Annotated in this window: 20 protein-coding genes and 1 pseudogene; 11 read left to right on the top strand and 10 right to left on the bottom strand. The window is 72.5% G+C overall.

All coding sequences use genetic code 11. The features are described 5' to 3' along the window. Positions 1–84: 84 nt before the first annotated feature. A complete protein-coding gene (locus ABZ876_RS16405; RefSeq protein ID WP_361780550.1) occupies positions 85–810 on the bottom strand; it encodes a hypothetical protein in 726 nt (241 codons plus the stop codon). Between the two features lie 380 nt (positions 811–1,190). On the opposite strand from ABZ876_RS16405, the gene ABZ876_RS16410 reads away from it, so the two are divergent. After that, entirely contained in the window at positions 1,191–1,505 is a 315-nt protein-coding gene (locus ABZ876_RS16410; RefSeq protein WP_361780552.1) for a hypothetical protein, read from the top strand. A gap of 102 nt (positions 1,506–1,607) precedes the next feature. Here ABZ876_RS16410 and ABZ876_RS16415 read toward each other — a convergent pair whose 3' ends face one another. Beyond that, entirely contained in the window at positions 1,608–2,801 is a 1,194-nt protein-coding gene (locus ABZ876_RS16415) for a winged helix DNA-binding domain-containing protein (RefSeq protein ID WP_361780555.1), read from the bottom strand. 260 nt (positions 2,802–3,061) lie between these two features. On the opposite strand from ABZ876_RS16415, the gene ABZ876_RS16420 reads away from it, so the two are divergent. Then, entirely contained in the window at positions 3,062–3,337 is a 276-nt protein-coding gene (locus ABZ876_RS16420; protein WP_361780557.1) for a hypothetical protein, read from the top strand. 19 nt (positions 3,338–3,356) lie between these two features. On the opposite strand, the gene ABZ876_RS16425 is transcribed toward ABZ876_RS16420, so the two are convergent. From ABZ876_RS16425 to ABZ876_RS16440, 4 genes are all read right to left on the bottom strand, one after another. Next, positions 3,357–3,941, bottom strand: coding sequence for a hypothetical protein (locus ABZ876_RS16425; protein WP_361780560.1), 585 nt, complete (start codon positions 3,939–3,941; stop codon positions 3,357–3,359). Positions 3,942–3,947: 6 nt separating this feature from the next. Next, complete coding sequence (gene htpX, locus ABZ876_RS16430) at positions 3,948–4,871, bottom strand: zinc metalloprotease HtpX (protein ID WP_361780563.1); 924 nt, start codon at positions 4,869–4,871, stop codon at positions 3,948–3,950. 148 nt (positions 4,872–5,019) lie between these two features. Further along, the gene (locus ABZ876_RS16435; protein WP_361780566.1) at positions 5,020–5,673 is read right to left on the bottom strand and encodes a hypothetical protein; all 654 of its coding nucleotides are present in this window, start codon (positions 5,671–5,673) and stop codon (positions 5,020–5,022) included. Beyond that, positions 5,670–5,987 carry a hypothetical protein gene (locus ABZ876_RS16440; RefSeq protein ID WP_361780569.1) on the bottom strand — a complete coding sequence of 106 codons (318 nt, stop codon included), beginning with the start codon at positions 5,985–5,987 and terminating at the stop codon, positions 5,670–5,672. The genes ABZ876_RS16435 and ABZ876_RS16440 overlap by 4 nt, the downstream gene beginning before the upstream one ends. Before the next feature lie 311 nt (positions 5,988–6,298). Here ABZ876_RS16440 and ABZ876_RS16445 point away from each other — a divergent pair, with 311 nt between their 5' ends. The 3 genes from ABZ876_RS16445 to ABZ876_RS16455 are packed head-to-tail and all read left to right on the top strand — an operon-like array spanning position 6,299 to position 11,237. After that, positions 6,299–9,916 carry a CHAT domain-containing protein gene (locus tag ABZ876_RS16445; protein ID WP_361780572.1) on the top strand — a complete coding sequence of 1,206 codons (3,618 nt, stop codon included), beginning with the start codon at positions 6,299–6,301 and terminating at the stop codon, positions 9,914–9,916. Next, a complete protein-coding gene (locus ABZ876_RS16450) occupies positions 9,913–10,578 on the top strand; it encodes a hypothetical protein (protein WP_361780575.1) in 666 nt (221 codons plus the stop codon). The genes ABZ876_RS16445 and ABZ876_RS16450 overlap by 4 nt, the downstream gene beginning before the upstream one ends. Continuing rightward, positions 10,578–11,237: an RES family NAD+ phosphorylase gene (locus ABZ876_RS16455; RefSeq protein ID WP_361780577.1), complete on the top strand. Its 660-nt coding sequence runs from the start codon at positions 10,578–10,580 to the stop codon at positions 11,235–11,237. The genes ABZ876_RS16450 and ABZ876_RS16455 overlap by 1 nt, the downstream gene beginning before the upstream one ends. 65 nt (positions 11,238–11,302) lie before the next feature. Here the strand turns inward: ABZ876_RS16455 and ABZ876_RS16460 are convergent, their stop codons facing one another. The 3 genes from ABZ876_RS16460 to ABZ876_RS16470 all read right to left on the bottom strand — a co-directional run bounded on the left by ABZ876_RS16460 (position 11,303) and on the right by ABZ876_RS16470 (position 14,293). Beyond that, positions 11,303–12,958, bottom strand: coding sequence for a hypothetical protein (locus ABZ876_RS16460; RefSeq protein ID WP_361780580.1), 1,656 nt, complete (start codon positions 12,956–12,958; stop codon positions 11,303–11,305). Beyond that, complete coding sequence (locus ABZ876_RS16465; protein ID WP_361780583.1) at positions 12,936–13,625, bottom strand: hypothetical protein; 690 nt, start codon at positions 13,623–13,625, stop codon at positions 12,936–12,938. Before ABZ876_RS16465 ends, ABZ876_RS16460 begins: the two co-directional genes overlap by 23 nt. Before the next feature lie 98 nt (positions 13,626–13,723). Continuing rightward, a complete protein-coding gene (locus tag ABZ876_RS16470) occupies positions 13,724–14,293 on the bottom strand; it encodes a hypothetical protein (protein WP_361780585.1) in 570 nt (189 codons plus the stop codon). Positions 14,294–14,648: 355 nt separating this feature from the next. Between ABZ876_RS16470 and ABZ876_RS16475 the strand changes: the two genes are divergently transcribed. Next, positions 14,649–15,332 (top strand): 4Fe-4S single cluster domain-containing protein, encoded by a 684-nt coding sequence (locus ABZ876_RS16475; protein ID WP_361780588.1) that lies wholly within the window; start codon positions 14,649–14,651, stop codon positions 15,330–15,332. Here ABZ876_RS16475 and ABZ876_RS16480 read toward each other — a convergent pair. Next, positions 15,307–16,434 (bottom strand): macro domain-containing protein, encoded by a 1,128-nt coding sequence (locus ABZ876_RS16480; RefSeq protein WP_361780591.1) that lies wholly within the window; start codon positions 16,432–16,434, stop codon positions 15,307–15,309. The two genes, ABZ876_RS16475 and ABZ876_RS16480, sit on opposite strands and share 26 nt — an antisense overlap. A gap of 242 nt (positions 16,435–16,676) precedes the next feature. Between ABZ876_RS16480 and ABZ876_RS16485 the strand changes: the two genes are divergently transcribed. The 5 genes and pseudogenes from ABZ876_RS16485 to ABZ876_RS16505 all read left to right on the top strand — a co-directional run. Beyond that, positions 16,677–18,986: a serine/threonine-protein kinase gene (locus ABZ876_RS16485; protein WP_361780594.1), complete on the top strand. Its 2,310-nt coding sequence runs from the start codon at positions 16,677–16,679 to the stop codon at positions 18,984–18,986. Positions 18,987–19,035: 49 nt separating this feature from the next. Beyond that, positions 19,036–20,625, top strand: a complete 1,590-nt coding sequence (locus ABZ876_RS16490) for a hypothetical protein (RefSeq protein WP_361780597.1) — start codon at positions 19,036–19,038, stop codon at positions 20,623–20,625. 35 nt (positions 20,626–20,660) lie between these two features. Continuing rightward, on the top strand, positions 20,661–22,661 hold the full coding sequence (locus ABZ876_RS16495) for an AAA family ATPase (RefSeq protein ID WP_361780600.1): 2,001 nt from the start codon (positions 20,661–20,663) through the stop codon (positions 22,659–22,661). After that, entirely contained in the window at positions 22,639–23,352 is a 714-nt protein-coding gene (locus tag ABZ876_RS16500) for an FHA domain-containing protein (RefSeq protein WP_361780603.1), read from the top strand. The genes ABZ876_RS16495 and ABZ876_RS16500 overlap by 23 nt, the downstream gene beginning before the upstream one ends. A 124-nt stretch (positions 23,353–23,476) precedes the next feature. Then, positions 23,477–23,716, top strand: a pseudogene (locus tag ABZ876_RS16505) (hypothetical protein); the annotation flags it as partial. Between the last annotated feature and the right edge of the window lies 1 nt (position 23,717).

Raw genomic sequence — 23,717 nt, forward strand, 5'->3', positions numbered from 1 at the left:
CCGCCCCGGCACCGCCGGGCCGCTGCGGTACGGCGACCCGGCGGTCACCGACCACCGCCTGGTGGGGTCTGTAATCCGCTGACGTCACCCCACCTTCTCGATCACTGCCCGGCGGATCAGGAACTTGCCCGGCTCGCGGACCTGCTCGAAGGCCGCGTTGTTGAGCAGCACACAGCTGCCGGAGACCGAAGTGACCGTCACCGTCGTGGACTTGTTGTTGTCCAGGTTGGTGACCTTCAGCTTCGTGCCCGACGGGAACTGGTTGCTGGACGCCGCCGGGGCCCCGCCCTCGCCGGAGAGCGTCACGGTCGAGCCCTTGCAGACCTGCTCACCCGAGGCGGCGCCGGCGTTCCCGGCCTCCCCGTTGTTCCCTGCGCCGTTCGCCGGTGCCGACGTCGCCGGCGCGGCGGACGCGGACTGCTGTCCGGCCTGCCCGGCCTGGGGGTCCTGAGCCGACCCCCCGGCCTGCGCCGCACCGCCGGACTGCGCCGCCCCGCCCGCCTGGATGGACTCCCCGACCTGGCAGCCGGACGCCTCCTGCTTGCGCTTGATCTCGGCGACGACCGCCTCCCGGTTGGCGATCCGCGCCGCCGACTGGGCGTCCGGGTTCGCCTTCTGCGCGGCGATGAACGACTCGTTGTTGCCGAGCGCGGTGGCCAGGCCCTGGCAGGCCGTCGAGTTCGCCGCGTTCTGCACGTTCGCGGCGTTCGAGGTGGCCGCGAGGGCGAAGGCCCCGCTGCCCGCCACGGCCAGCGCGGTGACCGCCAGTGCGATCTTCTTCTTGGGGCTGAGGGTTCTCCTACGGGACATGCGCGCCTCCTGTCCCCGGCCACCTCGTCGGCGGCCGGTCGCGATAGGTACGCCGCTATGTACGAGACCCCGAACGAGGTTACTCAGCGGTTATGGAAGTCGTTGAAGTTACCTGGATCACATCGGAGTTGACGCCCGGCCGGGCGTCAAGGGACCGGGACGCCCGTCGCGAACGCAGTGCCGCCAAGGACTCTGTTCGAATTTCCGCGGACACGCGCGACACTTCTGGAACTGCCGTGACGGCAGATCAATTCACCAGCTCAGCCAGGCTTTTAGCGGCCTCTGCGGACTCCCCGATTGTCAGTGGCGACCGGTAGACTTGAAGCAGTGTTCGAGGGAGTTGCCGGGTGTTCGGACGGCTCCCTGACCGCGACAGGAGGATGCCCGTGCCCGCTGCCGCAACCAAGCCGAGGCCGACCCAGTCCACTGCCAGGCGGCCGGTCCCCATGGATCTGCCGTACGCGCCCCTGCTCAAGCGCCCGCTCCCGCCGGGGCGGCCGCGTGAGTGGTACGTCACGCACAATCGGCGTCTCAAGGCGATGCGTCTCGCGATCGCCCTGCTCGACTCCGGGGTGTACGTACCGAACCAGGCCCACAACGAGACGATACGGAGCACGGCGGAGCAGATCGGGGTGCACCCGCCGTCGGACACGACCTGCCACATGGTGCGGGCGCTGATGCGGTACTGCCGTTGAGGGGCTGAGCCGTCGGCCGGGTGTCTCCAGTCGCGGAGCGCCCGGCGCCGGCCCAGACCCTGCGAAGAGTGCGGCTCACATTCCTTCTCCGGGGGAGTGCCGCTAACGCGACAGTTCCTTCTCCAGCGGGGTCCGGAAGCGCGGTGTCACCCGGGTGCCGGCCAGCCATGAGGTCAGCCGGGCCGCCTCCGCCTCGATCGCCGCCGCGGCCTCCCGTCCGCCGCCCTCCGTCTCCAGCAGCCGCCAGACCACCTCACCGTCCGGACGCTGACCCCAGCCGCCGACCACCCGGCCGTTCCACCACACCGTCGGGCCCACGTTGCCGCTGCCGTCGAAGAGCGCGGGGCGCAGGTCCGGGGCCAGGTACCAGTCGCGCTCCTGCCAGCCCATCGCCGTGGGGTCGAGGCCCGGGAGCAGGGCGGCCCAGGGCTCGGCGGGGGCCGCCACCGGCTCCTCGTCAGCGGCCGTCACATACGCCGTCACCCCACCGTCAAGCGTCACCGTCGCCGCCGCGATCGCCGTCAGCGCCCGGCGCACTTCCGTGACCCGCCAGCCCGTCCACCACTTGAGGTCCGCCTCCGTGGCCGGGCCGCAGACCGCCAGCCAACGGCGCAGCAGCTCGGCCTGCGCCCCGTCGGACGGGACGTCGGGGTGGGGCGGTGCGACGGCCCACCGGAACTGCGACGACGTCCACGCACCCAGCGGGCGCCCGCGTACCACCCGCCCCTCGACGCCGAGCACCCGCATCAGCTGTGAGGACACGGTGTGCAGGCTCTCGTAGCTCCTGCCCGGCGCGTAGGTGAACTGTTCCTTCAAGCGCGGCTCGTCCTTGGTGAGTTCGGCGACCGTCGCCTGCCCGCGGCGGGCCAGCGCGGCGAGCGCCGAGCTCTCGACCTCCCGCAGCCACTCCTCCGTCAGCCGGCCACCGCTTCCGGCCACCATGTCCTTGACCAGCCCGGCCCGCGCCTTCGCCGCGTTGGCCGGTCCCGTCGACGCGTGCACCACGGCCGCCAGCTCGGCCGGAAACACGAACACGGTGTGCCGCATGCCGTGCATCCGCGTCAGCGTCCGGTCCTCGTAGAGTGCCCGGCCAACCTCCGCCACAGTGTTGTCCGCCTCGGCGAGCCGTGCCCCGACGGCCAGATACACGGTGGCCGGATCTGTTCCGTGCAGTGCCACCAGTGACCGGGCCACCTCCTCGGGCGTCGTCGCCCGCGCCCCTACGGCCAGCCGCTGCCGCAGTGCGAGGCGGGCCCGCCGCTCCGCCGTCCCGATGTGCCGCTGCCGCCCGCCCACACCAACCTCCCCGTCTCACCCTCGAGGGCGCCCATCCTCCCGCAGACCGGTCCACGAGCCCGGCGAAAAGCAGATGCACGGCGCGTAACCGTGTCCCTACGCTGGACACGCGTACCGGAGCCGCCCACCACCGGCTTCCGAAAGGACCGGCATCAGCCGGTGGACTCAGGGCTACTCCCACGCACCGTCCGCGGCCGCCCATCCCCAGCGACCCGCGGACACCCTGGCACAACCACCCACCCACGCCACGGAGGCCCGTCATGGGCACCATCGTCCTTGCCGGAACCGCAGTCCTCGTCATCCTGGGGTTCACCGACCACTCCTGGTGGCTCGCCGCCGGCGCCCTGCTCTTCCTGTACGTCCAGTACGGACGGGGCTCGTCCTCGGCATCGTCGGGCACGGGGGCCGCCCCGGGGACGGCGGCCACCTACCGGCAGTACCGCGAGCGTCGCGACCAGCAGGCCAAGTGGGAGCGCCGCTACCGCCGCGAGCGCCCCTTCGAGGCCCGGCGCCAGGCCCGCGAGAAGAGCAAGTGACCCGACTGGGGCCGCCCGTTCACAGACCGGGCGCGCCCCAGATCGGGAACCAACGCCCGAGGTCCTGCTCGACGCGCAGATCACCGGCGAGCGCGGCCTTGATCTGGAGCTCCAGCGCGTTGTCGCGGCGCTCGCCCGGCCCGGGAAGCGGTGCGAACGGGTAGAACGTGCCGCGCTTGTACAGATAGACCAGGCCGAGCCGTCGCCCACCCCCGTCCCGGAAGCCGGCCACCGAGCACAGCAGCTGCGGCCCGAACCCGTTGACCTCCATCGCGCTGTTCACCGCGTGCAGATCGTTGACCAGGGCGGGCAGCTGGTCGGGCGAGCGGTGCGACACCAGCCACGAGTAGCCGTAGTCGTCCCGCCGCAGCTCCACGGGCGGCCCCGTGCGGTCGGTGTCGGCGTCCAGGAGCGCCTGGACCTCGCGGTTCGCCTCGGTGAAGGCTCCGCCCTCGACCGTGGCGAAGCAGACCGCGCCGGTCCCGGTCGGGGTGAACCCGGCGGCGGCCTCGAGCGTCACCGCCGCCGACGGCAGGGCGAACAGCCGGTCGAGGTCGGGCGCCACCGGTTTCGTCCGGCCCAGCAGGATGTCCAGGAACCCCATCTGCCCTCAGCCCGCCTTGCCCGGCGCGGCCGCCTCGCCCAGCTCCGCGGAGATACGGGCGAGCTGCTCCAGCCGCTGCTCGAGGGTCGGGTGGGTGGAGAAGAAGCGCGAGATGCCCGGCTCGGCGCCGAACGCGGGCGTGAAGTAGAACGCGTTGAACGCCTGTGCCGTTCTCAGGTCCTTCGTGGGGATGCGGGCGATGTCCCCGGTGACCTTGGTCAGCGCGGACGCGAGCGCCGAGGGCCGGCCGGTGAGATGGGCGGCGGCCCGGTCGGCGGCCAGCTCCCGGTACCGGGACAGGGCCCGGATCAGCACAAAACTGATCGCGTAGACCAGCACGGAGATCCCCATCACCGCACCGAGGACCACGATGGTGTTCTGGTCCTTGCGCCCCCGCCCGCCGAAGAGCTCGGAGTAGAAGGCGAACCGTACGACCAGCCCCGCGATCACTCCCAGGAACGAGGCCACCGTGATCACGGCGACGTCCTTGTGCGCCACGTGCGACAGCTCGTGGGCGAGCACGCCCTCCAACTCGTCGGGCTCCAGCCGCCGCAGCAGCCCGGTGGTCACGCACAGCACGGCGTGGTCGGGGTTGCGCCCGGTCGCGAACGCGTTCGGCATGTCCAGCTCGGACACGGCCACGAGCGGCTTGGGCATGTCGGCCACGGCACACAGCCGGTCGACCACACCGTGCAGCTGCGGATACTCCTCCCGCTCCACGATCCGCCCGTGCATGGCGTACAGCGCGATCCGGTCGGAGAACCAGTACTGCGCGCCGAGCACCAGCGCCGCTATCACCACGACCAGCACCCAGGACTTCAGCAACGCGATCAACGCGGCGACGAACGCCACGTACAGCAATCCCAGCAGAAACAGCGTGACCGTCATCCGTACGGTCAGCCGCCGATCGCTCCGGAACCGGCTCTGCATCCTGCATCACCCCGCAGTACCCCGCAGTAAGGCACTCGTCCCAATCCCATTGTGCGCCACCCCCTCCCCATGAACCGGTCCCGAACGGCCCCATGGCAGGCAAAGAGTGCGTGAGGCCCGCGCGGACGCCCCGGCGGGCATCCCCGGGTCACCCGGACGCCGCCCCGGAGCAGTCGTCGACGGCGTCCACGAGCCTGACGTCCGTCAGCGGCACACCGACCTCGCCGTGGTCGGTCCTGAGGACGAGGCGGCCGGCTTCCGTCCGCTCCGCCTTCCCGCAGACCTCACCCCACGAGGTCCTCACCAGCAGACGGGGGCCCTCCTTCTCCGGCCCGTACCAGGTCAGTGCCACCCCCGCGACGAGCATGGCACCGCAGGCGATCGTGAGCACCACACCGCGGCCGAGGGCCCGCACGGAGCGCCGCGTCTCCATGTGGTCACCGATGTGGAGCGCCGCCGAGACCGCCGGGACACCCGTGGGCAGCCGGACCGTCGTGGGAGCCCCGTGTGCCGCCCTCAGCAGGAGAAGGGCACCCGACGCGCCGAACAGCAGGCACAGCAGCAGGGCGACGCCCACCAGGGCGTCGTAGGGTGACGCCAGCTTGCCGATGTCGGTGCGTCCCTTGATCAGCCCGAAGCTCAGCAGCCCGACGAAGAGCGCCGCGAGCCCGTTGCGCCAGGCGAGCGCCGCCGCGCGGGCCCGGGCGAGTTCGCCGGCCAGCAACTGGCGGGTCTGCCGCGCCGCCTGACGGTCGGCCGCCGTGCCCGGCGGGCCGGGAGACGCCCGCCAGTGCGTCGTCATGCCCGTTCCAGGATGATGTTCCAGTACGCCCCGCACCCCTCCTCCCCGGGCGGACGCCCGGGATGATCGGCGGTGCAGGTGCAGATCACCGGGACCTGGGCCGGTGAGGGCGCACGGCGCGGGCTGCGGAACACCCGGCCCGTGTGCGTGTACGTGAAGTCGCAGCCGCACCGGGGGCACCGGCCGCTGAACACGGCCACGTCCGCGTCGGCGGAGACGATCCGCAGGCCGGAGGTGTAGCGGGCGGCGAAGTCCCCCGCGGTGGTTTCGCGGTACGGCGTGGACGCGCCCGCGCCCGATGCGGTGTTCGTCAAGGCTGTGTCTCCTCCCCCGTACGCATCCCCAGGCATCCGGATGCGTCCGTCGGGCCCACTTCGGGGCCGTCCCCCGATCCGAAGGACGTCACCCAGCATGCCCGTGTGATCCGTACCGCTCCAGCGACTGGGCCAACCCCGCCCGGAACACGCCCGGTCGCCGGTGCCGGGAGGGCAGGCCGCCGGAGAACCGTCCCGAAACCGTCCGGAAACCGGGCGAGTTCCGGAAGGGCGCGGCTTCCTGCCGGAACCCTCGGTGAACGGGGTGTGCGAGCGTGCATCATGACACGGGGAGCACGGGGAGGATGACCATGAGTGATGCCGGTGCCGGATCTCTGCCCGAGCGGGTCGCCGCCGCACTCGCCCGCACCACGGGGTGCGCCGTTCCGTTCGAACCCGACTCCCATCGGGGGCTGAGCGGCGCGCGGCTGGACGAGGAGATCCGCGACCTCGGTCTTCTGCTGGACGAAGCCCGTGGTTCCGGCGGCGCGGACCGGCCGCGAGCCGCCCTCGAAGCCCGTGCCGGGGCGCTCCTCGGCACACGGTTCGTCCTGGCCGGGGCACCGGAGGACCGGGTGCGGGCCCTTAGCCTGCTGAACGAGGCCCGCACGTCGAAGCTTCTCGACGAGGACGACCGCTCGACCGCCCGCCGTGACCTGACGGCGCTCCTCGGGTCACGGCTGACCCGCCTGGTCCGGGACACGGGCGGCGGGACCGGGGACCGGTTGCGGGTGGACCAGCTGATGCACGCGTTCGCCGCGGGCATACCGGCCGACCAGGGCGGATCCGGCATCCTCGAGGACGTCCACCTCCTGCTCCGGCTGCTTCAGGAGTCGGACGCGGTGCCCGCCGGATCACCGGACCGCGCGGCGATGCACCGATTCGGCGCGGCCCTGGACGCCGTGGTGCGGGGGGACCTCGACGGCGTCGTGGCGATGGCCGAGGAGATGACGGCGTCCGGCACGGCCGGTCATGTTCCCCAGCCGATGCGGGCCCTGCTGCCCGTCCTGCTGGGGATGCTCCGGAACCATCCCGGGCAGCGGACCGAGACACAGGCGGACACCCCCGACTCCCCGGACGACCTCCGGCAAACGTTCCTGGAACTGACGGCGATGGCGGAGGTGATGGCCCCCGGAAGCCTTGCGCCGGAGGAGATCCCGAAGCTCCTGGACCGGCTGTCCGGGGCCGTGGACCCGTCCGGCGCACAGACGGACGGCTCACCCCTGTCCTCGAGGATGATCGCGGCCATGTCCCGCTTCGCCCTCGGGGTGCGTACGGGAGACATGGAGGAGTTCCGCGAGGCCCTGAAGCTCATGCGCGAGGCGTCCGAGTCCGACGAGTTCGACGCGCGGAGCCGGACCGAATGGCTGCCGGCGGTCGTCTCGGGGCTGCTCACGGGAGCCGCGCTCACCGGCGGCAGCCTCCAGGACCAGGAACTCGCCGACGTCCTGCTCGAGGAACTCGACCGGTACGACACGCCCACCGACACCCATGCCGTCACCCTCCGACTGTGCGCCGAATGCCTCCGCATCCAGACGGGTCTGGGCAACGCCCTCGACAGCGGTGACACCACGGCCGTCGAGTCACTCATCGACGACATCCACGAACTGGACGGCATGGCCACGGGAGCCGACGAGTGGGCGGGCGTCTTCGTGTCCTTCCTCCTGGGATCGGCCTACCTCGGCCTGGGCTCGCGCACCGGGCGCACCGAAGACGTCCGCAAGGCCACCCACCACCTCCAGCACGCCCTGGAGCAGACGGTGGACGTCCCCGCGCTGCGGAGCATGCTGGACGCCGTCTGGGCTCCCCTGCTCGCGCTGACCGCGGCCGTCGAATCGGACCCCGGTCGCATCGCCGAGGGAATCCGCCGCACCCGGTCCGTCCTCGCCCGCCCCGGATTCACCTTCGACTTCGAGCCCCGCGTCCGCGGCGCGGTCGCCATCGCGCTGCGCATGCTCCACCAGCTCACCGGGGACCCGGAGCCCCTGGACGAGGCCGTCCGGGAGCTGGAGCAGGCCCGGGCCCTGCTGCCGCCCGACGGCGCCCCGGCGACCGCCGTCGTCCATTGGGACCTGGCCCAGCTGCTGGCCGACCGCGCCGGAACCCGCCCCGGAACACCCGCGGAGACCGAGGACCTGCTGGCCGCCGTCGCCGGCGCGCGCGCCGCGCTGCGGGCGTCGGCCGACGAGGTGCTGCTCCAGCTCGGCGTGCGGCACGGCCTGCGGATCGCACGGCAGGGAGCCGACCGAGGACGTACGGCGGCCCTGTGGGCCCTGCGGGCCGGGCATCCGGAGGAGGCGGTCGGCTGCCTGGAGGCCGGGCGCTCGCTGGTGCTGGGAGCGGCGGCCGTGTCCGTCGGCGTCGCCGACCGGCTGGCCGCCCTCGGCGCCTCCGAACTCGCCGGCCGCTGGCGCGCCGCCGTGCCGGCCCGGCCGGCCGGCCCGGCGGCCACCGGCGGCGTACGGTCCCCCCTCGAACTGCTCTCCGCGTCACCCGAGGGCACGCCCACCCTGCCCGGAGACGTCCGGCGGCAGTCCCTGGCCCTGCTGCGCGGCCAGGAGGAACCCGTCGACGAGCCGCCGTCCGCGACGCTCACCGCGCTGCGCGCGGGACTGACGAGAACGCGGGCGGACGCGCTGGTCTATCTGGTCCCGGGCACGGCGGAGGAGGACGGCGCGGCCCTTCTCGTCACCCCCGGGCATCCGGTGGAGGCCGTACCGCTGCCCGCGCTCTCCGCGTCGGGACGGGCCCCGGTCACCGCCTACCTGGAGGCCGGGGCACACCGCCAGCGGCTGGCGGCTTCGCCGGACGGCGAGGTGACCCAGCAGGAGCGGAACCGGGCCGACCGGGCCTGGCTCGCCGCGCTCCAGGGGATGTGCGACTGGGCCGGACACGTGTTCTCCCCCGTCCTCGACCGGCTCGGGCTGTGGCAACGCGGCATGGCGGAGTCCGGCCTCGCCCGCGCCTCGGGCACCGAGGACCATGCGCCGGAGGCGGTGCGGCTGGTCCTCGTCCCATGCGGCGAGCTGGGCGTCGTACCGTGGCACGCGGCCGTTGTGCGCCCGCCCGCACGGTACGGCGGGCCGGACACCGTGCGCGTGTGCGAGATCGCCGTCCTCACCCATGCCGCGTCCGGACGCGAGTTCCTGCGCGCCACCGCCCGCGAGCGCATGACGCTCGCCGACCGGCCGGCCCTGGTGTTCCACGCCCACGCCGACCTGGCGTGGGCGGAGCACGAGGTCGAGACGCTGAAGGAGATCTACTACGGCCACGCCGAGACCTACTTCCGCGAAGAGGACCAGCCGGCCACCCCGGAGCGGGTCCTGGACCTTCTCGGCGGCAGCTCGGCGGCACCCGCCTCCCTGGTGCACCTCGCCTGCCACGGCCTGGCCGGCCCGGACCCGGCTAGCTCGGCCCTGCGGCTGGCTCCGACCCCCGAGGCCGAGCGGAACGGGGCCACCGACGCGGAACTCACCCTGAGCGCCCTGCTGGACACCCCGCACGACGGGGAGGCGCACCGCACGCGGGGCCCCCTGGTCGTCTGCAGCGCCTGCGAGACGGACCTCACCACGCGGGACCACGACGAAGCCCTCACCGTGACCTCGGCCCTGGTGCACCGGCTCGCCGCGGACGCCATCGGGTCCCGCTGGGCGGTTCCCGACAGCGAGTCCGAGGTCCTCATGCTGGTCCTGCACGACCGGCTCGCCGCGGGCCTCGCGCCGCCGGACGCGCTGCGCGCCGCACAGCGCTGGATGCTCACCCCGCCGGACCGGCGCCCTTCCGTCCGGGGCCTCGCGAAGATCGCCGCTCGCCGTGTCGACCGCGACTTCCGGGATCTGCCGGAGGCCTGGGCGGCCTTCGTTCACCAGGGCAGTCCGGCACCCGCCGGCACTGTGCCCGTCGCCGTCCAGGAGGGAGCCCTCGCATGACGTCGAAGGACCTGCTCGAACTGCTGGGAGCCCACTGGGTCTCCGTCCTGGCCGAACTCGACGACGAGGAGCGGACGGAGCTGGCCGGCTGTCTGCGTGCGCTGCACGAGGCGGCCGGAGCCGGGCAGCCCAGGGCAGTGGCGCGTGAGTTCCGCCGGCTGCGGCGGGCGCTCTCCGCGCTGCCGCCCGGTCACCCCGTGGCCGAGGTGCTCGAGGAGCGCCGGTACGCCGCCGGGGACCAGATCATGCCGTCGCTCGCCGCGATCGACGGCGTGCTCGACCTGCTGGGTGATCCGCCTCCGGGCCCGGAGGAACTGCGCCGGGCCGCCCGTGAGCGTCTGCTGTCCGTGCCCGCGCTGACCGCGCGGGAATTCGCCGACCTCGTCCCGGACCCGCCGGATCCGGGCGGGCTGATCCGTCTGAGCGATCCGGAGTGCGGATCCCGCTATCCGCGTTTCCAGTTCCGGCCCGGTACGGCCGAGCCCCTGCCGGTCGTACGCCGGATCAACGACGTTCTCCAGGCCGATCGCGACCCCTGGGGAGCCGCCGACTGGTGGCTGGGGGACAACAGCTGGCTGCACGGCGTCCCCGCGGAACTGCTCGGCACCCTGCCGGACGACCAGCTCGAACTGGCGGCGGTGGAACTGGTGGAGGGCGACTGATGGTAGGTCAGATCCCACCGGCCGAGGCGACCATGGAGCCGGTTCTCACCCTGCTCCCGGCCGACACGCTGATCTGGCGGTGCCACCGCCACCGCTACGGCGCCGCCGAGTTCAACCCGCGCACCGCTCACGAGTTCTTCAAGGGAAGCCGTTTCGACTCCACCGAGAAGGACCCGTACCCCTTCCTCTACGCCGCCCTCGACCCGGTGACCGCACTGGCGGAAGTACTGCTGCGCTCGGTCGAGTTCGGCGACCGCAGCGCGATCCGGCAGATCCCCTGGGCGCAGGCCTCCGCATACGCTCTGTCGGCGGTCCGCACCGCCGAGGACCTGGTCCTCGTCGATCTCACCAGCGCGGAGGCGCTGGCCGCGGTGTGGCAGGACGACTGGCTGGTCGACTGCCGTCCCGACGACTATCCCCAGACACGTTACTGGGTCCGGCTGATCCGTGAACACAGCAAGCGGGCCCAGGGCCTGCGGTGGACGTCCAAGCGCTGCCGGCCCCGTCCGGCCCTCCAGTTCTTCGGTGACCGGTGTGCCGGGCAGCCGCTGACCACCCGGTCGGAGTCGAGCCTCAGGCTCGACTCCGACACCGATGTGCAGGAGGTCAACCGGATGCTCGGCCCGCTGCGTGCCGTCATCTCCACGCCGGAGAGCTGACCGGCGCGAACGACCGCCGCCCCGCCCCCGGTTGGACGCCAGGGGTGAGGCGGCGGTCTTCGTGGTCAGCGGATCGCCTCGTGCCGCACGGTCGAGGGAAGAAGCGGCCAGGTGCGCGAGAGCTTCATGGCCGACTCGGTCACGGCGGGGTCGGAGGACTCCGTCATCACCCCGTCCAGGTAGGCGTAGGCCGCCGCCTCGTACAACTGGCGGGCGGATGCGATCCGTTCGTTCGCGGCCTCCCGCCGGTTCTCCTGCCGGGCCTGCCCCGTCTCGTGCGCGGCCCGCGCCCGCTCGGTGGCCGCGATGCTCTCCTCACGCCGCCGCTGGAGGTCCGCACGGCGCTCCAGCGCGCTGCGGAACGCGTCGAGGTAGGGGTGTTCCCTGAACAGGCCGAGCAGGAAGCCGATTCCCCCGGTGAGCAGGAGAAGCGCACAGAACAACCAGGTCACGGTCTGCGATGTCAGATGCAGCCGGTCGATCAGATTGTCCGTCGTCCCGGAGCCCAGCCCGCTGAAGCCGTCCGTGCCGGCCGGCGCGGTGGACGCCGGCTCGTGCTGTGTCACGAACTTGGCGCGAACCGTGCCGAGCACCCAGGACAGGTATCCCCACACGCCGAGCAGCGCGAGGGACGGCAGCCACGCAGCCTTGAGGGAACCCGTCGCCGCACGCCAGCGCAGCGTGCGGCCCGCCAGGTGCGGCGCCACGACCATGGCTATCGCGGACGAGATCGCCAGCGTGCCGGACATGAGGTCCGCGCCGGCGCTGCCGACACCGTGGAAGGGCTGGTACGCGATCCAGTAGATGGGGATCTCGACGGCACAGATCGCCCCGAGCAGACCCCAGGTCATCCATCCGGGGAGGCCGGGCCGGATCGGAAGGCCCTCCCAGGCGGTGGCCGAGGCGGCGTCCTGTGCCTGGGCGCGTGCGGCGCGGTAGACGTCCTCCAGGTCGGGGGAGTGGGCGGTCCCTGCCGAAGGGACGTCCGCCGTCCCGGCCGGAGCGGCGTCCGCCGCGGGCACCGACTGCCAGCCGTCGGCCTCCGTCTCAGGGGCCGGGTTCGGTCCCCGGTCCCCGGACGGGGCCTCGCCGGCCGCTCCCGTGGGGCCCGCGGTGGCTTCCGGCTCGTCGTCCCCCGCCGTGCCCGGCGGCCGCGGGGTTCCCTCGGCGCGGGGGAAGCGGGCCCGCAGCCACCGCTCCTCTATCTGTTCCCGGAAGCCGTCCCGGAAGCGCATCCAGCGGGAGGACCGCCTCGCGAGGAGGTCCAGCTGCGCTCTGCTCGTCCCTATCTCCTCGGCGGTCTCACGCAGACGCTGGTCGAGCAGTCTGGTCTCGGCCTCGCCGGCGGTGACGTCGGACGCCGCCCGTGCGTCGCTGAGCCGCGCCACCTCCTCGGCGACGTTCAGCTCCTCCCCGATCCGGTGGATGACCAGGTCGCGGACCGAGGCCAGTTCCGCGAAATAGGGCACGCGGTCACCGCTGCCCAGGACCCACGGATCCAGCACCTTGCGCTTCGCGGCCTTCCTGCCGTGCCGGCGGGCGTCGCTGAGGACTCTTTGCTCCGCCGCGTCGTCGAGGACGATGGCCCGGCGCCGCGGCAGGGCGCTCGGGACGGAGCCCCGGCCTGCGGCGGACTGCGGCTGGGTGGTCCGTCCGGGCAGCGACGTGTACCGGCGGCGCCGCCGCGGTTCGGGTGACTCAGCGGTAGTCGTTGTGGACATGGGCCTTGGCCCTCCCCTCGATCGCTTCCAGCCAGAAGGACTCGAAGTCCTTGTATGCGCTGGGTTTTGCGTTGTACTGCATGCCGAAGCCGACGGGATAGACGTCCATCCCCTTGATCCCGGGCAGCCCCCGCTTGTCCACCAGGGAGTCGATCACCTTCTTGCGCGCGCCCTCCGTGGAGATCGACGCCCTGGACAGCGCGAACTCCGGGTCGGCCTGGTCGAAGTCGCTCACGACGAGGAGCTTCGCCCCCGCGTCCGCCGACGGGACGCTCTCCCCGATGCGGGCCAGGGCGCCCCACACGTCCGAGCCGTTCTGCGTGCGTGCGCAGGCGAGTTCCGCGAGGGCCCGGCTCGCCGCGGCGCCGCGGGCCTTGTTGCGCAGGCTCTCCTGGTCGGTCGTCGCGTTGTGCGGGGGGTCGAGATCGACCCGGTCCTCACGGCACGTCGAGGTCTGTGAGGCACGCGTTATCGGCGCGTAGTCCAGCGAACCGCACTTCTGGTCGCGCAGGAAGCCGATGAGGGAGGACTTGAGCTTCGCCTCCGAGTCGAACCCCTGCCGGGTCGCGGCGCCCGAGCCGGATCCGTCGACGACCAGCCCGCACGGTGTGGTCAGGGCCTCCGGCTGGGGACTGCACGACGCCAGAGCGGCGAGGAGCCCCACCACGGGAGGGAGTGCGGCCAGCCGACGGCGAACACGGGACGACGGCCGGGGCGCGAGAGGTGCCGAGGGATGCACGATGACCTTCCTTTGCTGCAGGGATCTCATCCCCGGTAGGCGCTTTCCGCGGTGGACCCGTCCCGGGCGGGCTGGTGGTCGAGGATGTACAGGGCCTGCGCGACGGCGGACGGGTCCGAGCCGCGCTCCGGGAGCCCGGGCGCGTACCAGCGGTCGCTGAGCAGGCCGTCGTCGAGGTGGTGCCAGGTGCCGTCCAGCGCGACCTTCCCGGGCAGCCAGCCGGCGGGGCGGTGCTCCTCCAGGGCGTGCGCCCGCCGGGCACGGGTCCAGGCCGTGTCCCAGTAGCAGGCCAGCAGCTGGTTCGCCTCGTCGGCGAGCAGCTGGGCGCGGGAACGGCAGACGGACGCCGCCGACCGCCACGCACCGACCATGCTCCCGAACCTGGCCAGCGCGGCGGGTGCGGGCACACCGCGCACGGAGTACTGGGTCACCACGCGGACCGACTCCGCCTGGATGCGGGTGCTGAGTTCGCTGTGGCCCGCGAACATACGGGACCGCAGCCGTGCGGTACTGCGCTGCACCTGCGCCCTGACCCCCAGGACGTAGGGCGGCAGAACGTCGTCGGGCGGGTTTTCCGACGCTTCGGCCTCCGCCATGAAGGCCGCCATTGTGGACGCGTCCCGGAGGCCGTGCCATCGGGCACGCGTCATGGAGAGAAAACCGATTCTCACTCTTCTGGCTCGACCGCCAGTTCGGTTTATGGAGATCATTTCGAGAGCCCCCCTTCCTCGCGGGCATCTCCCGGTGGGGGCGCCACGCGACTGCGGCCGAGACTAGCGGAATCCAGCCTCGTCGGGACCGGCTCAGTGCACCGGAATTCACCGCTCCCACACGTGTTCCGGGAAACAACCGGATTTCGCCCGGAAGGAACCCGGATAATGGCCGGGGGCCAATTGCGGGCCGGTGCGCACGCCCTCGATACTCCATGCCGGGGACGAGGAGGGGGATGCCGTGGAGGTCCGCATCAGCGGGGTGCACTACCCGCTGGAAACGCTCGGCCCGGGCCGGCGGCTCGGTGTCTGGTTCCAGGGGTGCTCCCTGGCCTGCGCGGGGTGTATGTCCCGGCACACCTGGGACACGCGGGGCGGCACACCCGTGCAGGTGCCGGATGTGCTCGCGCGGTGGGAGGCGGCGCTCGCCGCGGGCGCCGCGGGACTGACGGTCAGCGGCGGCGAACCGCTGCAACAGGCGGACGCGCTGGCCGAACTGCTGGCCGGCGCGGACCGGTTGAGGGGCGCGTCCCGGCGGGAACGGGGGGCCGCCGGGGCCGCCCCCGTCGACCTGCTGGTGTACACGGGCTACGAGTTCGAGGAACTGACCCCCGGGCAGCGGCACGCCCTGTCGTACGCCGACGCCGTGGTCACCGGCCGGTTCCGGGTTGCGGAGCCGACGAGGCTCGTCTGGCGCGGATCCGCCAACCAGAGGATCAGGCCGCTCACGCCGCGGGGAGCGGTCCGTTACGGGCCTCACCTCGCGCGGGAGACCGACGGAGCGCGCCTTCAGGTGGAGACGGGCACGGAGAGCCCGGCCGCCGTCCGTGTCTACGGGGTCCCGCTCAGAGGCGAGATGACCTGGATGGAGCGGCGGCTGAAGGAGTCCGGAGTGACGCTCAGCGAACGGAGCTGGCGGCCTTGAGCAGTTCGGCATGCTCCTGTCTGCGCGTCACCAGGTGCACGGACCAGCCGGGATCCTGGCGCAGTTCCTCCCTGACGGCCCACAGGAGCCAGCGGGCGGCGATCTCGGGGGACAGGCCGCCACGGCCGGCCCCGAGGAGCGGGAAGGCGATCGTGGACAGCGGGATCGACAGGAAGTCCCGTTCCCTGCACGCGAGTTCGAAGCAGGCCCGTACGGCCTCGGCCAGCACGGCGGGTGTCACATGGTAACTGTCGCCGTTCCCGGAGGGGGTGGCGATCGCCGCGTGCAGGATCCGGCGTACCCCCTGCGCGGCCAGCGCACCCGAGGAGGTGGCGACCACCGTTCCCGGCGGCACGGCCATGCCGGTCCTGCCGTTCCGCCGCAGCCACACGCTCAGTTCGCGGGCGAGGACATCGTCGACGATCTCGCCGGAGGTGTCCCGCACGGCCGCGGCCCGGCGCAGCGCGCCGGAGACCGTGGGGCGGAAGGTCTTGGACATCTCCAGGTAGGTGTTCTCCGAGGAGACGAGGACGTCGACGTCCCTCATCTGCTCGATCGGGCACACCCGGACGGTGATCCGGTCCGTCACGCGGACGGGGGCCGCCGTTTCCCGTGCGGGTTCCGGCGCCGGGGACCGGGGCGTCGCGGCCGCGGACGGCAGGGGCCTGCCCGACACTCGTCCGCCGGCCTCGCGGGCCAGGGCGAGGATGGCCGCGGCCAGGTCCACCATGACATCGCGCTCCTGGCTCTTGCGGAAGCGCTCGGTGGTCACCCCGAAGACGGCCGCCGCCGCCTTCCTGCGGTCGGCGCCGGGGGCTCCCCGGCGGTCGGCGAAGATACCGAAGGAGTGGGCGGCCGCCCGCGCCATCGGGTCGCAGGAGCTGTCGTCCCGGAGGGGGTTGCCGCCGGCCAGCCGTCTTACGGCGGCGGCCAGCAGCGCCTCGATGCCGTCCTGTTCGTCCTCCTCGCCCCGGCACAGACCCGCGGCGACGGCCGCTGTGCGCAGCGACTCGCGGGTGCAACGCCGCAGTTTGGGCAGTCCGGGCCGCCTGAGTCCTCTGAGTTCTTCGACGAGGCTCTGGTGCGAGGGCAAGGAGCGCATGCAGAGCATCGTAATCCGGCCGGTGCGCCGATGGGTAAGCAGAAGCGAATGCTCCCATTCCGTTTATCGGCGGGCGCGAGGATAAACCCGGACCGTATTCCCGAAAACCCTCGCCATGCGGAACGCCATCGGTATTGTCGTGCGTCCCGCTGCCATGCATCCCGCTGCCATGCGTTCCGCTCCTATTCGCCCTCCGCGTATTCTCCCCGGCGGTCGCCCCGCGTTTTCCGGAAGGCCGGCTGATGACGAGCACTCCTCCCACCCGATTCGTCGACCCCTCGGACGGCGCCTTCACCGATGCCCGCGCCATCGAAACGCGCCCTGTACTCGGTGCCGTTCCCCCGGAGCTCGACCGGCGATTCACCCGGGTCGCCCTGCTGCGCCGAGGGGAAAGACCCGCGGAGGCGGTCGTCCTGCGCGTACTCGACCGCGAAGGGCGTCACGCCTCGCCCGAGGTGCCCCTGGTGCTGAAGTGGTACCACCGCCTCCACGCGCCCGACGAGGAGGTCACCCGACAGCTGAAGGCGCTGGGCGAGGAGCCCGGAGCGACGGTGGAGCGACTCCTGGAGTCGGGGACGGCGGACGGGCACCCCTACCACCTCTACCGCTCGCACGGCGAAGAGGACCTGGGGCCCTACCACGCGGCCCACCCGGACGGCATGCCGCCCGAGAAGGTCAGGAACGTGGTGGAACAACTGCACGCCGCGGTGACGGCCCTGCACCGACGGGGCGTCGTCCACCGGGACATCACCCCCGACAACATCATGGTGCCGGCCCAGCGCCCGGACTCCGCGGACCTCGTGCTCATCGACTTCGGCGCCGCCGTGTACCGCCCGGACGAGATGACGGACCCCCGGCACGACTGGCGGGGCAAGCCCCTCTACCTCGCCCCGGAGGCCGGCCCGCTGCGCCAGACCGTCTCCGAGGAGGGCGACTGGTGGTCCGTGGGCATGGTGATCGCTCAACTCGCCCTGGGGAAACACCCCGTGGACTTCCGCGACGACGAGACCGTGCTCGGGCACATAGCCACGCACGACCCCGACGTGAGCGGCATCAGGGACCGCAGGACCCGCAATCTGTGCGAGGGACTGCTGACCCGCGCGCCGGAGGACAGATGGGGGGCCCGCCAGGTCGACGCGTGGCTGCACGACGAGGATCCCGACGTCGCGGCCCGGACCGACGGGCGGATCCTCGGCGGCGAAGCCGAGCGTCCCACGGTGCGTCCCTTCCCGTTCCACGGGCAGGAGTTCACGCAGACGGAGGTCCTGGCCTGGCACCTGGACGTCAACCACCGTGCGGCCGGGCAGATGCTGGCCGACACGGAGGACCGCTCGAAACTGGTGGAGTGGCTCGAGCAGTTCGACACGGTGGGCGGACGCAGTCCCGAGGAGCGGCGACGACTCGCCGCGCTGCGCCGGGAACTCGCGGACCCGCCCTCCCCCGAGGGCGTCGTGCGCCTGATCAACTGGCTCGGACCCAGCCTCGACGTGGCGTGGCACGGGGCTCCGCTGCACGTCCAGGGAACGCGCAGGCTGACCGCGTCCGCCCGGCAGGGCGACGCGAGCGCCGGCACGCTGGTGCGGGACCTGGCCCGACATCCGCAGATCCTCGCCCTGCTGGCGGAACGCCCTCAGGGCGAAGGGCTGGACGAGGCGGCCAGACGCTGGCAGTCCCTGAGAGGCCGCTGGAGCCCCGCCGTCCAGGAGATCCTCCGCTCCGGTGGCGTGCGCCGGGTGCGAGGCGCCCGCGCCGCCCTGCGGCGGACGGTCGCCGTGGACGCATGGCTCCTCGACCTGGCGCGCGAGCCCGACCGCACCTCGGCCGTGCTCGCCGATGCCATGGGCCGCTTCCGGCGGGCGCTGCCGATGCCGGTGCCCTGGTTCGACGCGCTCCTGGAAACCGGTGACGATCCCCTGAGACTGCTGGCCGCCCATCTGCTGTCCGCCCATGCCCGGGCGGAGGCCGGCCGGCTTCACGAGGAGCGGGTCACCGAGGAAGCCGAGCGGATGATGGCCCAGGACCAGGACGGTCTGTTCACCGTCCTGCGCCGCCTGGACCGGCTGCCCACCCTGGGCTGGGCGCTGCTCGGCGCCACCGTGGTCACGGCTCCCTGGTGCTTCGTCACCGGACTGGCCGACGTGCTGGGCCGCGCCTCCCAGGAGGCGGTCGTCCTGGCCTGGCTGGAGGCACTGCCGGGGGCGGCGGTCGTGTTCGCGGTGGAGCTGCTGACCGCCGTCTACATCGGTCCGCCCTTCTACCACCCGCGCAGATCGCTCGCCGGACTGGTGATCCGCACCGCGGAGCGTCCCGCGAGGCTGGCGCGGTCCCGGGGCATCGTCAGCCTGCTGCCGGCGGCGGCCCTGCTGACCCTGGCCGTCTTCGTGGGCTTCTACGCGATCGTTTTCGCTCCCTGGGCCTGGCCGCTGGCCACGGCCGTGGGCGTCGCCGGGTGGAGCCTGCGCCGCTGCCACGTCTGGCGGAGGGAACGACGGGCCCATCTCGACAGTCGCCTGGCCAACCGCCGGGCCGGCGCCGGCGCGCCCCGTACGTGAACAGCGACATCCGGGCTGCGGCGCCCGGAGGAAGAAGGGAAGACAGGCTATGAGCGCAGGACTGGCGGTTCCCACCCTGGACGTGGTGGCGCCGACCGTGACCTTCCCCCCGCCGCCGCCCCCGGTCGATCCGCAGACACTGCCGCACACCGGGATGCTCGACCTGCATCACGCGGCTTCCTCGCATCTGGCGGACGCCGCGGGGCACACGCTGCACCAGGCCGCGGACGCGGCGCTCCAGGCGCTCGGCTCGCTCAGCGGCGTCCTCCTGGCGGGACGTGCGGCCCTGCTCACCACGCGCGTACTGGCCGCCGCGGCCGTACGGGCCGCCGAGGAGCAGCGCTGCCTCGAACGGCAGCAGGAACTCTCCGCCACGGCCGCACGGCAGTGGGAGGCCGCCGCCTTCGCCGCCGTGCGGGCCAACGCCCGCAGAACGGCCCTGCTGGCCCGGGCGGCACGGGCCGCCCGGGGACCCGGTGGGGGGCCACCGCTGCCCGACCTTCCGCCGCCGCTGGAGCCGATCGGCACACAACTCGATGTGCTGCGACAGCAGTTGAGCGCCCTGGAAGCGGCCGTGCAGCAGGCCGAGGAAGCCTACGCGGCCTGGGAGATCAAGCGCCTCGGCAGCTGCCTGGAGTCGGCGGTCGAGGACGACGACTGGCAGCGCACCGTGCGGGACCACCGGCAGAGGATGCTGCGCCGGTTCACGCGATCGCGCACGGCGGAAGCCGAGCGGAGCGAAGAGGAGACACCGGACCCGCTCGCCGGCACGGAACAGACCGTGGAGGAGGTCCGCAAGGCGGGGGCGGACATCCTCAGCGCCCTGGACCCCTCCGCCGCTTCCCGGACGGCCGAGCTGGCGGCCGCCGCGGTCGGTCATGCGGTGCGCCAGGCCGCCGCCAACCCGAGGAGGGCGCGGATCCACCTCAAGGAAGCCCGGAAGTTCGTCCGTGACGCCAACAGCACGGCGCGCAGCGCACGCGAGGCCGAGGAACGTGCCGCCGCCCAGCTCGACTTCCTCTCCTACGAGCCGCCCGAGGGCGCCGAGAGGCTGGAAAGGGCCCCCGAGGAAGAGGGGTTGCTCCGCCGGTTCCTGGAGGAGGGGGTCCCGCTCAGCCCGGCCGGGCGGGCGTCGGTGGAGCAACGGGTGAAAGAACGGCTGGGCGCCCTGGAGGCGCTGTATGTGAGGGAGCAGTGCACCAGGGTCATGGCGGAGCTGGCGGAGAAGTTCGGCGGTCCGGCCGGCGCGGGACGGCCCGCCGGGCAGGAGCTGAGGCTCGACTGGACGCCCGAGGGATGGGAGCCGGACCACTGGCTCAGGGCGACGCTGGACGGGGGGACGTTCCGCGTCGCCACCATGTACCGGGGAACGCCGGGTGAGCGTACGCCCCCGGAGCGCGCACTCGACGACGCGCGCTGCAAGGAGGCGCAGGAGCAACTGGCCCGGTTCCGGGAGATCGCGCGGGAGTCGGGTCTCACCGTGGACTTCGTGATCGAACGCACCGAAGGAGCGGTCCCGGGCCTGCCGGGGGACGACGCCGTCCGGCTGGACGAGGTGATCAGCGAGATGCGCGACGCATCGGACGAACGACGGGACGGCCCGTCGCACCGAACGGTGGACGACGACGGTCGCCGCTAGGGCGCAGGCAGGACCCGTGAGGCTGGGGAGGAAAGTTGGAGCTGTCCAAGGGAGATTCACTCCCGTCGTTCGTCAGGGAACTGACCGACACCTTGAGTGTCCACTCGCATTACGTTCTGCACGGCAACATCCGCGACCTGCACCTGGTCAGCCGCCAGGGACGGGAGCGGTACAGTCCGCTGCTCGAAGTGCTGTGGAACCCGCTGTTCGACCTGGGCTACCAGGCGCTCGTGCTGTGTGACCAGGTGAGGGGCTTCCGGGTGGCGGCAGCGTCCCAGGAGGCCAAGACGGCCGTCGAGGAACTGCTGTCCACGCGGTGGTTTCCCGGGGGCAAGGCGTCCGAACGCGAAGCGGTGCTCGACCAGATGCGGGCCGTCACCTCCGGGTGGGCCGACCAGCGTGCCCAGATGCTGCGTGACGGCAGGCAACTGCCCGCGCTCCGTGTCGCCCTGGTGATCGATCACGCGTCCCGCCTGGTCACCGACCCGACGCGGCTGACCAACGACGAACGTGACTTCTTCCTGGCCTGTCTGAAACTCGCCAACGAGACCAGCCCCGTGGCGACCTCCCGGGCGGCGGGCCGCATCGGCAGACGGACCCCGGTCGACCTCTACAACCCGGTGATCTGGCTCGCTGACAGCGAGCGTGACCTCCCGAACTGGCTGGTCTCCGGGAGCGAACGCATCCGCGCGGTGGCCGTGCCCGAGCCGGACGCGGACGAGAGGAAGACGATGGCACGTCTCCTCCACGAGCGGTACGAGGGGCCCGTCCGCCCGCCGGGGCCCTCGACCGACGGACAGAGCACGGAGGCCGAGAAGGCGGTCGCCTCCTTCGCCCGGGCCGCGGCCGGTATGAGCCTGCGAGCCATGGACGAGAGCGTGAAGCTGGCGCGGGCCCGGGGCATTCCGTTCCGTGCGCTGTCGGACGCCGTGCGGATCTACCGGCTGGGGGTGGAGAAGAACCCCTGGAGCCGTGAGGAGATCCGCCGGCGCATCGTCCAGGGTGAGGACGACCATCCGGACAACCAGCTGTCCATCCGCCGCCGGGTGCGCGGACAGGAAGCCGCCGTGGCGATGACGCTGGACATCCTCAAACGCGCCGCCATGGGGCTGTCGGGTGCGCAGGCGACCAGTCCCGGTCACCGGCCGCGCGGTGTGCTCTTCTTCGCGGGCCCCACGGGAACGGGGAAGACCGAGCTGGCGAAGGCCGTCGCGGCGGTCCTGTTCGACAGCGACCAGGCCTATCTCCGTTTCGACATGAGCGAGTTCTCCGCGAAGCACTCGGCCGACCGCCTGGTCGGGGCCCCGCCGGGATACGTGGGCTACGAGGCGGGCGGGGAACTCACCTCCGCCGTCCGCGAGAACCCCTTCCGGGTCATCCTCTTCGACGAGATCGAGAAGGCCGACCCGGGCATCCTCGACAAGTTCCTGCAAGTGCTCGAGGACGGCAGGCTGACCGACGGGCAGGGCGTGACCACCTACTTCAGCGAATGCGTGCTGATCTTCACGTCCAATCTCGGGATGCTGCGCACCGATCCGGCGACGGGGGAGCGGGAGTGGATCGTCAAGCCCGGCACCCCCTACCGCCGGCTGGAGGCCACCGTCAAGGACAACATCAAGAAGCACTTCGAGCAGGTCATCGGGCGGCCCGAGCTGATGAACCGGATCGGCGGGAACGTCGTCGTGTTCGACTTCATCTCCGACGAGGTGGCCGAGGAGATCTTCCATCTCCAGGTCGGGAACATCCAGCGGCAGCTGGCCGCGGGCCACCAGGTCACCCTGGAGCTGGAGGACAAGGCCCGACGGCAGCTCCTCGGCTACTGCACCAAGGACAAGTGGAACGGAGGGCGGGGCATCGGCATGGTGCTCGAGACCCACCTCATCAATCCGCTGGCCCGGGCCCTGTTCGCCGATCCGGACATCGGCGGTGCGACGGTCGTCGTGTCGGAGGTCCGGCAGGCCGAGAGCGGGCGGGTGGACCTGATCGTCGACGTCAAGAAGGGAACCGGCAGCGGTGGAGGTTCTGACCTGGGGTGACGACGAGGAGGAACCGGACGCGCACGACGACGCCACTCCTCCCGGTCCCGAACGCGGTCCCGAACAGGATCCCGGGCCCGGCGCCGACGCCACCCCGCCCGGCCCCGAGCGTGATCCCGGGCAGCAGCACGGACACGGCGACGACGACACCTGGGTGACCGTCGAGGACACCGCCAAAGGGCGTCCGCCGGGACCCGCGCCGTCCCCGCCGGCGAGCGGCCTCCCGTGCCGCCACTGCGGAACGGTCGTCATGCCGGGTGCCGCCGCGTGCCCGGTCTGCCTGAGGCCGCCCGGCACCGGCGCCGGGCAGCCCGCCGAGCCGGCGGCCGGGGCACTGAGGCTGGTCTTCGGGGGCGCCGGCCGGTGTCTGGAGGTGCCGCCGGGCGCCGAGGTGCACCTGGGGCGCAGCCGCGGCTGGGCACCTGAGACCGCCGAATTCCTCTCCGAGGCCACCGTCTCGGCCCGGCACGCCACCGTCTCGTACGCGTCGGACGGCACGGCCTGGGTCACCGAGGTCGCGCAGGGCGCCACCAACGGGACACGGCTGAACCGGCGGGTGCTCGTGCCCGGGCAGCGCGAACGGCTGCGCAATGGCGACACCGTGGAACTGGGCCCCCGGGTCGACTTCACGGTCCGGCTCCACGGTACGGCCGAGGAGAACGACCCGGAGGACCCGCCTACTCGGCCCTGAGCGCAGACGAACGAAGCCGGCGCCCGCCGCCACCGGTTCGCCGACATCCGGGTCACCCAGAACCGTCGGGCCACTTCCCGGTGACTGGCCCCGGCCTCGATCAGATCGGCGGCTACGAGCCGGACTGGCTGAGTACCTCGGGCACGCGGACCCCGGCTTCACGCTGCGCACCTACACGCACCTGTTGCCGAACAGCCGGGATCGAGCCCGCAAAGCCATCGACCAGGCACTCCAGAGCGGCAGGACGACGCTGCCTGGGCCGGCCCCGGAAACCGGGGGCGAAAAGCCGAGGGCCGGCTCTCCCGTACTGGGAGAGCCGGCCGACGGCCCACAGCCGGCCCAGGGGAGCGGTTACCCGCTCTGAC

This window comes from Streptomyces sp. NPDC046931 (assembly GCF_040644655.1).
In the GTDB taxonomy this organism is placed as follows: Bacteria; Actinomycetota; Actinomycetes; order Streptomycetales; family Streptomycetaceae; genus Streptomyces.

Excerpts from the sequence above, each read along its gene's own strand:
- ABZ876_RS16480 (WP_361780591.1), bottom strand. The coding sequence starts at position 16,434 with ATGCGCTCCTTGCCCTCGCACCAGAGCCTCGTCGAAGAACTCAGAGGA.
- ABZ876_RS16420 (WP_361780557.1), top strand. The coding sequence starts at position 3,062 with ATGGGCACCATCGTCCTTGCCGGAACCGCAGTCCTCGTCATCCTGGGG.
- ABZ876_RS16445 (WP_361780572.1), top strand. The coding sequence starts at position 6,299 with ATGAGTGATGCCGGTGCCGGATCTCTGCCCGAGCGGGTCGCCGCCGCA.
- ABZ876_RS16450 (WP_361780575.1), top strand. The coding sequence starts at position 9,913 with ATGACGTCGAAGGACCTGCTCGAACTGCTGGGAGCCCACTGGGTCTCC.
- ABZ876_RS16490 (WP_361780597.1), top strand. The coding sequence starts at position 19,036 with ATGAGCGCAGGACTGGCGGTTCCCACCCTGGACGTGGTGGCGCCGACC.
- ABZ876_RS16470 (WP_361780585.1), bottom strand. The coding sequence starts at position 14,293 with ATGGCGGAGGCCGAAGCGTCGGAAAACCCGCCCGACGACGTTCTGCCG.
- ABZ876_RS16405 (WP_361780550.1), bottom strand. The coding sequence starts at position 810 with ATGTCCCGTAGGAGAACCCTCAGCCCCAAGAAGAAGATCGCACTGGCG.
- ABZ876_RS16460 (WP_361780580.1), bottom strand. The coding sequence starts at position 12,958 with ATGTCCACAACGACTACCGCTGAGTCACCCGAACCGCGGCGGCGCCGC.
- ABZ876_RS16435 (WP_361780566.1), bottom strand. The coding sequence starts at position 5,673 with ATGACGACGCACTGGCGGGCGTCTCCCGGCCCGCCGGGCACGGCGGCC.
- ABZ876_RS16485 (WP_361780594.1), top strand. The coding sequence starts at position 16,677 with ATGACGAGCACTCCTCCCACCCGATTCGTCGACCCCTCGGACGGCGCC.
- htpX (WP_361780563.1), bottom strand. The coding sequence starts at position 4,871 with ATGCAGAGCCGGTTCCGGAGCGATCGGCGGCTGACCGTACGGATGACG.
- ABZ876_RS16410 (WP_361780552.1), top strand. The coding sequence starts at position 1,191 with ATGCCCGTGCCCGCTGCCGCAACCAAGCCGAGGCCGACCCAGTCCACT.
- ABZ876_RS16425 (WP_361780560.1), bottom strand. The coding sequence starts at position 3,941 with ATGGGGTTCCTGGACATCCTGCTGGGCCGGACGAAACCGGTGGCGCCC.
- ABZ876_RS16455 (WP_361780577.1), top strand. The coding sequence starts at position 10,578 with ATGGTAGGTCAGATCCCACCGGCCGAGGCGACCATGGAGCCGGTTCTC.